The organism is Paracoccus sp. (in: a-proteobacteria), assembly GCF_030538695.1.
In the GTDB taxonomy this organism is placed as follows: Bacteria; Pseudomonadota; Alphaproteobacteria; order Rhodobacterales; family Rhodobacteraceae; genus Paracoccus.
Genome location: NZ_JAUNTN010000005.1, coordinates 137784 through 148780 on the forward strand (window position 1 = coordinate 137784; position 10997 = coordinate 148780).

Genomic DNA, 10997 nt, shown 5'->3' on the forward strand with positions numbered 1-10997 from the left:
AGGGGCGGCCCTAGGGCCGCCAGCCCATCCAGTTCGAGATCAGCCTGAGGCCTACGGCCTGCGATTTTTCCGGGTGAAACTGGGTGCCGATGATATTGCCGCGGCCAATAATGGCCGTGACTGCACCTGCGTAATCGACATGGGCCAGCAGATGTGCCGGGTCGTCGGCGTGAACCTGCCAGCTATGGACGAAATAGGCGTGATCGCCGGTGGCGATGCCGTCCAGCACCGGATGCGGCCGGTCGATGACCAGATCGTTCCAGCCCATATGCGGCACTTTCAGCGCCGGATCGGCAGGGCGGATTGCCTCGACCCGGCCGGGAATCCAGCCAAGGCCGGGGGTTTCACGATATTCCAGTCCGGTGGTGGCCAACATCTGCATCCCTACGCAAATGCCGATGAAGGGGGTGCCGTGGTCCAAAACCCGCTCGCGCAGGACTTCGACCATGCCCGGAACGGCGTCCAGCGCGGCACGGCAGGCCGGAAAAGCCCCGTCGCCGGGCAGCACGATCCGATCCGCCCGGCGCACCTGATCGGGGTCGCGGGTCACGATCACCTCGGCCCGGTGGTCACGCCCCGCCAGCGCGAATGCTTTTTCCGCCGAATGAAGGTTGCCGCTGTCGTAATCGACCAGAGCGACCCGCATCACAGCGCCCCCTTGGTCGAGGGCAGGGCGTCGGAACGTGGGTCAGGCTCGACCGCCTCACGCAAAGCACGGGCGACGGCCTTGAAGGCTGCCTCGGCGATGTGGTGGGAATTGAACCCGTGCAGGCGGTCGATGTGCAGGGTGATGCCGCCGTGGGTGGCCAGCGCCTGAAAGAATTCGCGCACCAGTTCGGTGTCGAATGTGCCGATTTTTTGCGTCGGGAAATCAACATTCCAGACCAGAAACGGCCGCGCCGACAGATCCAGCGCCGCCCGCACCTGTGTGTCATCCATCGGCAGGTGACACGACCCATAGCGCCGGATGCCGCGCTTGTCGCCAAGCGCCTGCGCCAGCGCCTGACCCAGCGCAATGCCGGTATCCTCGACTGTGTGGTGATCGTCGATATGCAGATCACCCTGCGCACGGATGGTCATGTCGATCAGCGAATGGCGTGCAAGCTGGTCCAGCATGTGATCGAAAAAGCCGATTCCCGTGGCGTTGTCATAGCTGCCGCTGCCATCCAGATTCACCGTGACCTCGATCCGGGTTTCATTGGTGTTGCGGCTGATCGTGGCCTTGCGCATCAGGGCCTCCCTTATGCTGATTTTCCGGGCTTTATAGGGCCGATTACCCCGGCTGCGAAGCCCCCGCCGCGCGGCGGGCTGGCAATTTTGTGATATTTATGCAATACGCCCCACAGTTTAATCAGTAAGAGGTTCACATGACTGACCCGAACCACAATTCGGGGCTGGCGGATGATGTGTCCCCCGAAGCCCCGGTGGAAGAGACTTCGAATGGTGTCGAGCCGCTGCCCGAACCCGAAGGCCCCACCGAAGTGATCGAGACCGATTATGAGATTGGTCAGCACAATATTACCACCGCGATCACGCTGGAGTTTGACATCCACAAGATCGTGTTTCTGGTATCCGCAGCCGTTGTCGTCGCCTTTACCATCGGCACCCTGATGCTTCAGATCGTGACCGCGCAGCCGCCGATTGACGGGGTGGCGCAGCCGAGCGGGATCGAGCTGGCCTTTGGCGGCATCCGCAATTTCCTGACCAGTGAACTTGACTGGTTCTTTATGATTTCGGCCAATCTGTTTGTGATTTTGTGCCTTGGCCTGATCCTGTCGCCGCTTGGCTCGGTCCGGCTTGGCGGGCCAGAGGCCAGCCCGGATTTCAGCCTGTTCGGCTGGTTCTCGATGCTGTTTGCCGCCGGTATGGGCATTGGCCTGATGTTTTACGGCGTGGCCGAGCCGCTGGGCCATTTTCAGGCTGCCTATGACGGTCCGGTGATCGTGGACGGGCTGCGCACCGACTGGGCGCCGCTGAACGGGGCCGAGGGTGACGCGCTGGCGGCGCGGCGTCTGGGGATGGCGGCGACCATCTATCACTGGGGCCTGCACCCTTGGGCGATCTATGCCGTGGTGGCGCTGTCGCTGGCGCTGTTCGCCTATAACAAAGGGCTGCCGTTGAGTATGCGCTCGGTCTTTTATCCGATCCTGGGCGAGCGTATCTGGGGCTGGCCCGGCCATGTGGTCGATATTCTGGCGATCACCGCGACGATCTTTGGCCTTGCGACCTCGCTTGGTTTCGGGGCGGAACAGGCAACGGCGGGTCTGAACCTGCTGTTTGGCGTGCCGGTCACGGATACCACCCGCATTTTGCTGATTATCGTGATCAGCCTGATTGCCATGGCCTCGGTTGTGCTTGGCGTGGAAAAGGGTGTGAAGGTCTTGTCCGAGGCCAACATGATTCTGGCGCTGCTGTTGCTGCTCTTTGTGGTCCTGCTTGGCCCGACATGGCAGATTGTCACCGGCTTCTTTGGCAATCTGGCCAGCTATGCGCGTGAAATCGTGCCGCTGTCGAACCCGTTTGGCCGCAGCGACGATAATTACCGGCAGGGCTGGACGGCGTTCTATTGGGCTTGGTGGATCAGTTGGTCGCCCTTCGTCGGCATGTTCATTGCGCGGGTGTCGCGCGGTCGCACGGTGCGCCAGTTCCTGATTGCGGTTTTGCTGGTGCCGGCGCTGGTTTCGGTGCTGTGGATGACCAGCTTTGGTGGCACGGCAATCACGCAATACCTGTCCGGGCTGCGTGATGCCGCCGATGCCGCGCTGGAGCTGAAGCTGTTTGCCATGCTGTCGCATCTGCCGCTGGCGCAGATCACCAGCCTGATCGGCATTATTCTGGTGGCGGTGTTCTTTATCACCTCGTCCGATTCCGGTTCGCTGGTGATCGACACGATCAGCGCCGGGGGCAAGATCGAAAATCCCGTGCCGCAGCGGATATTCTGGTGCAGCTTTCAGGGCTTGCTGGCGATTTCGCTGATGCTTGGCGGCGGGCTGACCGCGTTGCAGGCGATGGCGGTTTCGGCCGGGCTGCCCTTTACCATCGTGCTGCTGGTGGCCTGTATCGGCTTGGTTCAGGGCTTGTGCGGCGAGCGGCGCGAGGTCAAGCTGGCCGAGGAGTGACGGCAGGCTTTTGCCGAAACAGCGGAACGGGCGGGCGCTGACCCGCCCGTTCTTGTTTTCGCGTTCGGCTTTTGGCAGGAAGGGCCGGTATCAAACGACGGACACCCGGATGAGCGATCTGAACATTCTCGAACAACGCCTCATCACGGCGCTGGAACGTATCGACTATTCGCTGGACCTGCACGCCCGGCAGGGTGGTGCTGCGGCACCCGACAGCGGGCTGCTGGATGCGGCGCTGGACCGTATCGCCGCGCTGGAGGCTGAGCTGGCCGCGCAACCTGCGCCTGCCGCTGCAGCGCCGGTTCCGTCGGCGCCCCCGGCGGCGGTCGAGGCGCTGGCCGCACGGCTGTCAGATGCCGAATCGCGCCTGTCGGATGCCACCCGAGAGGCCGCGCGTCTGGCTGCGGCCAATGAGGATCTGACCCGCGCCAATCGTGCCTTGATCGCCGCCGCGTCAAGTGACGAACGTGTCGCGGCCACCCGTGCCGCGCTGGAGGCCGAGGCCGAATCCCTGCGCGCCGCCCGTGCCGCCGAAATCGCGCAGATGGGCGATGTTCTGGCGGCGCTGGAAAGCCTGCTGGGGCGCAAGACCCGTACCGCCGAGGCCCCTTATGACGCCGATGCCCGCCCGGAGCCGGGCGAGGTCATTGCCTTTGACACCGATCCGGGCGCAACCGCCCCGCAAAAGGGTTAACCCATGGCCGAAGTTCAATTTTCCATCGGCAATCGCGATTATACGCTGGCCTGTCAGCCTGGCGAGGAAGACCTTTTGCGCCGCGCGGCCGAGATGCTGGATGCCGAGGCACAGGCGATTCTGGATCAGGCGGGCCGGATGCCGGAACCACGTCTGTTGCTGCTGGCCGGGCTGATGCTGGCCGACCGCACCTCTGCGATGGAGGACCGCGCAGCGGCTGCGGAACGCGAGTTGACCCGGATGCGGGGCAACCCGCCGTCGCGTCAGGTGGCGGTGCTGCCGCCTGAACTGCTCGATTCGCTGGCCGAAATCACTGCCCGCGCCGAATCGCTGGCCGATAAGGCCGAGGAACAGTTGCAGATGTGACCGGAACGAGGCTGCAGGGCCGCCCCCGGTTTTTCGGGTTCACCATTGCAACCATGGCCGCAAGCACGGTCTTGGGTGGCCTGCTGTGCGGGGCTGAAATGGCATGGCGTTTCGGTGATCCGTGGCACGTTTGTCTGGTCTGTCAGGAATTTGACGGCCTCGGCGGCCTGATCCTTTACGCGGCACCAATGGCGGAGATCTCTGCGCCGCCGCTTGCCTGGATATTTTTCAGGGAGCTTTAAAAAAGGCGCAGTCCCCCGCGCCTTTTTCGTTCAAATATCCGGGCTTCCGATCATCAGTTATCTTTTGTCCATAAATATCCCGGGGTCCGGGGCAGCGCCCCGGTCCGGCCTCAGCCGATTTTCAGCATCCGGTGCTTTTTCTTCCCGACCGAGATTTTCAGCCCGTCCCCGATCAGCCCCGCATCCAGCATCATTTGCGGATCGGCGACGGCTTCGTTGTTCAGCCGCAGCCCGCCCTCGGCAATCAGGCGCTTGGCTTCTTTGCCCGAAGTGGTGATGCCGGTCTGTGCCAGCACTTGCACCACCGACAGCGGCAGATCCCTGGCGGCGATCACGGCAACTTCCAGATCGGCACCGGCACCACCTTGCTCGAACACCTCACGGGCGGTCGCCTCGGCGCGGGCCGCGGCCTCTGCGCCATGCAGCAGGGTGGTGACTTCATTCGCCAGAATGACTTTTGCGGCGTTGATCTCGGCCCCGCCAAGAGCGCCAAGACGGTCACATTCGGCCACCGGCAATTCGGTGTAAAGTTTCAGGAACCGGCCTACATCGGCATCGGTGGTGTTGCGCCAGAATTGCCAGAACTCATAAGGCGACAGCATTTCCGCGTTCAGCCAGGTGGCCCCGCTGGCGGATTTGCCCATCTTGCGCCCGTCGCTGGTGGTCAAGAGCGGCGTGGTCAGGCCCCATACCTCGCGGTCCAGAACGCGGCGGGTTAGGTCAACGCCATTGACGATATTGCCCCATTGATCGGAACCGCCCATTTGCAGGGTGATGCCATGGCGGCGGTAAAGCTCCAGAAAGTCATAGGCTTGCAGGATCATATAGTTGAACTCAAGGAACGACAGCGATTGTTCCCGGTCCAGCCGCGATTTGACCGATTCAAAGGACAGCATCCGGTTCACCGAAAAATGCCGCCCGATGTCGCGCAGAAACTCAAGGTAATTCAGCCCGACCAGCCAGTCGGCGTTGTTGACCATCATGGCGCGGCCATCGCCATAATCCAGATAGCGGGCAAAGACCTGCTGCATCCCGTCGATGTTGCGCTGAATCGCGGCGTCATCCAGCAGCGGGCGTTCGTCGCTGCGGAACGACGGGTCGCCCACCTTGGTGGTGCCGCCGCCCATCAGCGTGACGGGCCGGTTGCCGGTTTTCTGGAACCAGCGCAGCAGCATGATGTTCAGCAGATGCCCGACATGCAGGCTGGCCGCCGTTGCGTCATAGCCGATATAGGCCGTCACCGGCCCGTTCAGCAGGGCTTCGTCAAGCGCCTGATAATCGGTGCAATCGGCCAGAAAGCCGCGCTCGATCAGGATGCGCATGAAATCGGATTTGGCGTGGTAGGTCATCGGCTTTTTCCTTGGTTGCGCTGCGGATATACCGGGGACGGCAACAAAGGAAAAGCCCATGATTCTTGTGCTTGGGATGATGTCGGGAACCTCGCTGGATGGGGTGGATGCGGCGCTGATCGAAACCGACGGGCAGGTGATTGCCGGTTTCGGGCGCAGTGGCTTTCGTGCCTATGACAGCAAGGAAGGCGCGGTGCTGTATGGGGCGTTAGGGCAATGGCCGGGCGGGCCGGGGGTGGCGGATGCGGCGGCGCTGTCGGTGACGGCCCATGCCGCGCTGGCGGCGGATTTCCCCGAAGCGGTGCTGATCGGTTATCATGGGCAGACCTTGGCGCATGATCCGCAGGGCAGGGGGACGCATCAGGCGGGGGATGGTGCTGCGCTGGCGCGTGCCGTGGGTCGTCCGGTGGTCTGGGATTTTCGCACCGAAGACGTGCGGCAGGGCGGCGAAGGCGCCCCCCTGGTGCCGTTCTTTCATCATGCCTGCGCGCGTTGGGCGGTGGCGGCAGGGCGGCTGGAACCTGCGCCGGTCCTGATCCTGAACCTTGGGGGGGTTGGCAATGTCACATGGCTGGACCCCTCGATTCCGGCTGCGGAGGAGGCCACGCTGGCCTTCGATACCGGCCCGGCCAATGCGCCGCTGAATGACCTGATGCTGGCGCGATGCGGTGCGGCGCGGGATGAAGGTGGCGTGCTGGCATTGTCGGGGCAGGCCGATCCGGCGGTGGTGGCGGGTTTTCTGCGGCACCCGTTCTTTGATCGCCCGCCGCCCAAGTCGCTGGACCGCGATGCCTGGGGTGGGCTGGTGGCGGCGGTGGCGGGGCTGTCCGATGCCGATGCGGCGGCGACCCTGACCGAAGCGGCGGCAGCGGCGGTTGGCGCGGGCTTGCGCTGGCTGCCGGAAGCGCCCGCGCGGCTGCTGGTCTGTGGTGGCGGGCGGCACAATGGGGCGATGATGGCGGCGCTGGCGCGGCAGACCGGCATGGCGCCTGAGCCGGTCGAGGCTATCGGGCTGGATGGCGATATGCTGGAGGCGCATGCCTTTGGCTGGCTGGCGGTGCGGGTCATGCGCGGCCTGCCGACCTCGGGGCCAACGACCACTGGCGCACCGGGGCCGGTCGGCGGCGGGCGGATCAGCCACCCACGCTGAGGGGCGGATTTTCGCCGCTTTGGGCAGGGCGGGGAACGTGGCTTTGCGTCGGGCGTTAGTGCTGCACAAGGGCGCAACCTGCCCTGTCAGAAAGTAGAGGACTGTTAGTGATGAACAAGTTTATGATTGCCGCCACCACTCTGACCCTTGCTGGCGCAACTGCCGTTTATGCTCAGGACACAACGCAGGCCGAGGTTGCCGCAGGCGAAGCTGCCGCCGCCGCCGAGGTTGCGGCGGGCGAGGCGCAGGCCGCCGCCGAAAGCGCCGCTGCAACGGCGGACGCTGCGGCGTCGGATGCGGCTGATGCCGCAGCGGGTGCGGCGGATGCTGCTGCGCAAGCCGCGGACAGCGCCGGTGCGGCTGCGGATGCAGCAGCCGTTGAGGTCGTGACCGGAGCTGCGCCGGTTGACCCGGCATTGGCGATGGATTCGCCGGTTCTCAGCGCCGAAAATCCGGGGATGTTGGCGTCGTGGATCACCTCGCAGCATGTCTGGACCACGAATGAGCCTTCGACGACCCTTTGGGGCGAGGAAGACCCGGCTGAGCGCCCGGCGGAATGGACCGACATCGCCAAGATCAGCGATGTGGTGATCGCGCCGCAGGGGCAGGTCGTCGGCTATGTGGCTGATATTGGTGGTTTCCTTGGTATCGGTGCCAAGCAGGTTCTGTTGGGTGCAGACCAGTTGAACTTTATGCAGTTTGACGAAGAGTCGCTGTTTGCCACCCATATGACCAAGGAGGAACTTGAGGCACTGCCCGAGTTCAACCCCGAAGTGGTGCTGAAATAACCGCCGCGGAAAAACCGGAAAGAGGGCCATTGCGGCCCTCTTTTTTTATCCGCCGGTGTGGCTCATGTGGCGCGACATCTGGCCGGTCACTGTCTGGCGGGAATAGTCGAAATCATGCCCCTTTGGTTTGCGGGCGATGGCGGCGCGGATCGCCTGATGCAAGGGGGCGTCATCGTCGGGGTGATCGCGCATCGGTGCGCGCAGGTCGGCGCGGTCCTCTTGCCCCAGGCACATGAACAATTCCCCGGTGCAAGTCACCCGCACCCGGTTGCAGCTTTCGCAGAAATTATGTGTCAGCGGCGTGATGAAGCCGATCTTCTGCCCGGTTTCCTCGGCCCGGAAATAACGGGCGGGTCCGCCGGTGCGCTCAGCCAGCGGGGTCAGGGTCAGGCGCTGGGACAGGTGGTCGCGCAGATCAGACAGCGGCCAGTATTGGTCCAGCCGGGTTTCTTCGGACATCTCGCCCATCGGCATAACCTCGATGAAGGTCAGGTCGAAATCCTCGCGGGCGCACCAGTCCAGCAGGGTGAAAACCTCATCCTCGTTAAAGCCCTTCAGCGCCACGGTATTGATCTTGACCCGCAGTCCGGCCGCCTTGGCGGCGGCCAGCCCGTCCAGCACCTGTTGCAAGCGCCCCCAGCGGGTGATCTGCGCAAAGCGGTCCGGGTCCAGCGTGTCCAGCGAGACGTTCACCCGTCGCACGCCGCAATCGGCAAGCTCCTGCGCGAAACGGCCCAACTGGCTGCCGTTGGTGGTCAGGGTCAGTTCTTCCAGCCCGTTGCCAAGATGGCGGGACATGGCGCGGAAAAACCCCATGATGTCGCGCCGCACCAGCGGCTCGCCGCCCGTCACCCGCAGTTTTTTCACCCCAAGGCTGATGAAACCGGATGCCAGCCGGTCCAGTTCTTCCAGCGTCAGCAGGTCGCGCTTGGGCAGAAATTGCATATGCTCGGCCATGCAATAGGTGCAGCGAAAATCGCAGCGGTCAGTGACCGACACCCGCAGATAGGTGATCGGGCGCAAAAACGGGTCGATAAGCGGCTTGTGATCCATCCTGCCTGTGTAATCGCAGGCAAGCGGCGCGGCAAGCGTTGCCCGCCCTGCGTGGGGCGGGTAGTCTGGCTGCAATATCAAACACGAGGCTATCCTATGTCGCTGTTCCGCCCTGTTTTGCTGTTGCCGCTGGCGCTGGCCGCCTGCACCGAGACCATGACCCAAAGCGCCACGACCGCAACGACGGCCCCGGCTGCCGCAACTGCCGCCGCGCCGGCCGCCGCCCCTGCGCCGACGCCGGAAACCGCCGCGCTGCGGGCACCCGCGCCGCGCCCGACTGCCCGCACGGCGGCGCAGTTCGATACCACCACCGCCGCGCAAAAAGCCGAGGCTGCCAAGGCCCCTGCCGCCAGCGCCGAAACGGCCCTTGGCGAGACCGTCGCTTCGCTGGGTGATCCGAGTCAGGGCGGATTCTGGCTGAAAACCCCGCTGGTCAAGACCCGCACGCAGGGCCGTGTGGTGAACCCGGCCAACGGCAAATCCTCCAAGGTCGAGCTGATTCCGCTGTCCGGTCCTGCCAGCGCCGGCAGCCAGTTGTCGCTGCCTGCAATGCAATTACTGGGGATTTCGCTGACCGATCTGCCGAAAATCCGGGTGTTCCGCTCGTGAAGATCGCCAGTTTCAACATCAACGGTATCAAGGCCCGGATTGAGGCGCTGACCGCCTGGCTGGCAGAGGCGCAACCCGATCTGGTCGTCTTGCAGGAAATCAAATCCGTTGATGAGGGCTTCCCCGCTGTGCATTTTCAGGATCTTGGCTGGCATGTCGAAACCCATGGTCAAAAGGGTTTCAACGGCGTGGCGATCCTGTCGCGCCTGCCGCTGGAGGATGTGACGCGCGGCTTGCCCGGCGACGATTCGGATGAACAGGCCCGCTATATCGAGGCCACCGTGGTGGGCGCGCAGGCGGTGCGAATCGCGGGGCTTTACCTGCCCAATGGCAACCCGCAGCCGGGGCCGAAATACGACTATAAGCTGGCCTGGATGGCGCGTCTGGGCGCGCGGGCGGCGGAACTGCGGGCCTTGGAAATGCCAGTGGTGATTCTGGGCGATTACAACGTGATTCCGCAGCCGCGTGACGCCGCCAACCCGCAGAAATGGACCGGAGATGCGCTGTTTCAGCCCGAAAGCCGCGCCGCGCTGCGCCGGATCGTCTGGGACGGCTGGACCGATGCGCTGCGCGACCGCGATCCCTATGCGGGGCGCGGGCCGTTCACTTTCTGGGACTATCAGGCGGGGGCCTTTCCCAAGGATGACGGCATCCGCATCGACCATATCCTGCTGTCGCCGCAGGCTGCCGATCTGGTGCAGGCCGTGGGTGCCGACCGCGCCACGCGGGCAGGGGACAAACCCAGCGATCACATCCCGGTCTGGGTCGAACTGGCCGCATAAGGGGGCATCATGCATATCTTTATCCTGACCGGCGCCGGGATTTCCGCTGAAAGCGGCATCGACACCTTCCGCGCCTCGGATGGGCTGTGGGAGAACCACCGGATCGAGGATGTGGCCACCCCCGAAGGATTCGCCCGCAACCCGAAATTAGTGCAGGATTTCTATGATATGCGTCGCGCGGCGGCAGCACGGGCGCAGCCCAATCCCGCGCATCAGGCGCTGGCGCGGTTGGCGCAGGCGGGCCGGCATCGGGTGACGCTGGTCACGCAGAACGTCGATGATCTGCACGAACGTGGCGGCAGCCCGGATGTGATCCATATGCATGGCACGCTGAATGGCGCGCTCTGCGCCGCCTGCGGCCACCGCTGGCCCGCGCCGGCCACCATGTCGCCCAAGGCCGACTGCCCGGCTTGTGGTCATCCCACGGCCCGGCCCGATATCGTCTGGTTCGGGGAAATCCCCTATTTCATGGACCGGATCGACGCGGCACTGTCGGATGCTGACCTGTTCGCGGCCATCGGCACTTCGGGGCAGGTCTATCCCGCCGCCGGTTTCGTGCAGGCCGCGCGCGGGCTGGGTATCCCCACGGTCGAACTGAACCTGGAACCCACCGCCAGCGGCCTGTTTTCGCGTGTCATTCCCGGCCCGGCAGGGCAGACCGTGCCGCTTTGGGTCGATGAATTGCTGACCGCCCCCGCATAAGGTGCAATTTTATCGAAATCATCCCTTGACGCTTTGCGCCCCGCCGCATAAACACCCCGTCACCCGGAGGCGATCCGGGCATTGGTGAGCGGTTGTAGCTCAGTTGGTTAGAGTACCGGCCTGTCACGCCGGGGGTCGCGGGT

12 protein-coding genes are annotated in these 10997 nt (G+C 64.1%); 8 read left to right on the forward strand and 4 right to left on the reverse strand.

All coding sequences use genetic code 11. The features are described from left to right. Window positions 1-10 precede the first annotated feature (10 nt). Window positions 11-646 carry an imidazole glycerol phosphate synthase subunit HisH gene (hisH, locus tag Q4G24_RS04180; protein WP_303365248.1) on the reverse strand — a complete coding sequence of 212 codons (636 nt, stop codon included), beginning with the start codon at window positions 644-646 and terminating at the stop codon, window positions 11-13. Next, window positions 646-1230, reverse strand: a complete 585-nt coding sequence (gene hisB, locus Q4G24_RS04185; protein ID WP_303365249.1) for an imidazoleglycerol-phosphate dehydratase HisB — start codon at window positions 1228-1230, stop codon at window positions 646-648. The genes hisH and hisB overlap by 1 nt, the downstream gene beginning before the upstream one ends. Before the next feature lie 137 nt (window positions 1231-1367). Between hisB and Q4G24_RS04190 the strand changes: the two genes are divergently transcribed. The 3 genes from Q4G24_RS04190 to Q4G24_RS04200 all read left to right on the forward strand — a co-directional run bounded on the left by Q4G24_RS04190 (window position 1368) and on the right by Q4G24_RS04200 (window position 4179). Beyond that, a complete protein-coding gene (locus Q4G24_RS04190) occupies window positions 1368-3119 on the forward strand; it encodes a BCCT family transporter (protein ID WP_303365250.1) in 1752 nt (583 codons plus the stop codon). A gap of 109 nt (window positions 3120-3228) precedes the next feature. Next, complete coding sequence (locus Q4G24_RS04195; RefSeq protein WP_303365251.1) at window positions 3229-3813, forward strand: hypothetical protein; 585 nt, start codon at window positions 3229-3231, stop codon at window positions 3811-3813. 3 nt (window positions 3814-3816) lie between these two features. Further along, the gene (locus tag Q4G24_RS04200) at window positions 3817-4179 is read left to right on the forward strand and encodes a cell division protein ZapA (protein WP_303365252.1); all 363 of its coding nucleotides are present in this window, start codon (window positions 3817-3819) and stop codon (window positions 4177-4179) included. Window positions 4180-4531: 352 nt separating this feature from the next. Here Q4G24_RS04200 and tyrS read toward each other — a convergent pair whose 3' ends face one another. Then, window positions 4532-5770: a tyrosine--tRNA ligase gene (tyrS, locus tag Q4G24_RS04205; protein WP_303365253.1), complete on the reverse strand. Its 1239-nt coding sequence runs from the start codon at window positions 5768-5770 to the stop codon at window positions 4532-4534. 58 nt (window positions 5771-5828) lie between these two features. Here tyrS and Q4G24_RS04210 point away from each other — a divergent pair, with 58 nt between their 5' ends. Both Q4G24_RS04210 and Q4G24_RS04215 read left to right on the forward strand, forming a co-directional pair. Next, the gene (locus Q4G24_RS04210) at window positions 5829-6920 is read left to right on the forward strand and encodes an anhydro-N-acetylmuramic acid kinase (RefSeq protein WP_303365254.1); all 1092 of its coding nucleotides are present in this window, start codon (window positions 5829-5831) and stop codon (window positions 6918-6920) included. 110 nt (window positions 6921-7030) lie between these two features. Continuing rightward, window positions 7031-7708: a hypothetical protein gene (locus tag Q4G24_RS04215; protein WP_303365255.1), complete on the forward strand. Its 678-nt coding sequence runs from the start codon at window positions 7031-7033 to the stop codon at window positions 7706-7708. 45 nt (window positions 7709-7753) lie between these two features. Here Q4G24_RS04215 and moaA read toward each other — a convergent pair whose 3' ends face one another. Then, window positions 7754-8761: a GTP 3',8-cyclase MoaA gene (moaA, locus tag Q4G24_RS04220; RefSeq protein WP_303365256.1), complete on the reverse strand. Its 1008-nt coding sequence runs from the start codon at window positions 8759-8761 to the stop codon at window positions 7754-7756. A 96-nt stretch (window positions 8762-8857) separates the two neighbouring features. Between moaA and Q4G24_RS04225 the strand changes: the two genes are divergently transcribed. The 3 genes from Q4G24_RS04225 to Q4G24_RS04235 are packed head-to-tail and all read left to right on the forward strand — an operon-like array spanning window position 8858 to window position 10854. After that, complete coding sequence (locus Q4G24_RS04225) at window positions 8858-9370, forward strand: hypothetical protein (RefSeq protein ID WP_303365257.1); 513 nt, start codon at window positions 8858-8860, stop codon at window positions 9368-9370. Then, a complete protein-coding gene (gene xth / locus Q4G24_RS04230; RefSeq protein WP_303365258.1) occupies window positions 9367-10152 on the forward strand; it encodes an exodeoxyribonuclease III in 786 nt (261 codons plus the stop codon). Before Q4G24_RS04225 ends, xth begins: the two co-directional genes overlap by 4 nt. Before the next feature lie 6 nt (window positions 10153-10158). After that, window positions 10159-10854, forward strand: a complete 696-nt coding sequence (locus Q4G24_RS04235) for an NAD-dependent deacylase (RefSeq protein WP_303365263.1) — start codon at window positions 10159-10161, stop codon at window positions 10852-10854. The last annotated feature ends 143 nt before the right edge of the window (window positions 10855-10997 follow it).

Excerpts from the sequence above, each read along its gene's own strand:
- Q4G24_RS04190 (WP_303365250.1), top strand. The coding sequence starts at position 1,368 with ATGACTGACCCGAACCACAATTCGGGGCTGGCGGATGATGTGTCCCCC.
- Q4G24_RS04215 (WP_303365255.1), top strand. The coding sequence starts at position 7,031 with ATGAACAAGTTTATGATTGCCGCCACCACTCTGACCCTTGCTGGCGCA.
- hisB (WP_303365249.1), bottom strand. The coding sequence starts at position 1,230 with ATGCGCAAGGCCACGATCAGCCGCAACACCAATGAAACCCGGATCGAG.
- Q4G24_RS04225 (WP_303365257.1), top strand. The coding sequence starts at position 8,858 with ATGTCGCTGTTCCGCCCTGTTTTGCTGTTGCCGCTGGCGCTGGCCGCC.
- tyrS (WP_303365253.1), bottom strand. The coding sequence starts at position 5,770 with ATGACCTACCACGCCAAATCCGATTTCATGCGCATCCTGATCGAGCGC.
- Q4G24_RS04200 (WP_303365252.1), top strand. The coding sequence starts at position 3,817 with ATGGCCGAAGTTCAATTTTCCATCGGCAATCGCGATTATACGCTGGCC.
- hisH (WP_303365248.1), bottom strand. The coding sequence starts at position 646 with ATGCGGGTCGCTCTGGTCGATTACGACAGCGGCAACCTTCATTCGGCG.
- Q4G24_RS04195 (WP_303365251.1), top strand. The coding sequence starts at position 3,229 with ATGAGCGATCTGAACATTCTCGAACAACGCCTCATCACGGCGCTGGAA.
- moaA (WP_303365256.1), bottom strand. The coding sequence starts at position 8,761 with ATGGATCACAAGCCGCTTATCGACCCGTTTTTGCGCCCGATCACCTAT.
- Q4G24_RS04210 (WP_303365254.1), top strand. The coding sequence starts at position 5,829 with ATGATTCTTGTGCTTGGGATGATGTCGGGAACCTCGCTGGATGGGGTG.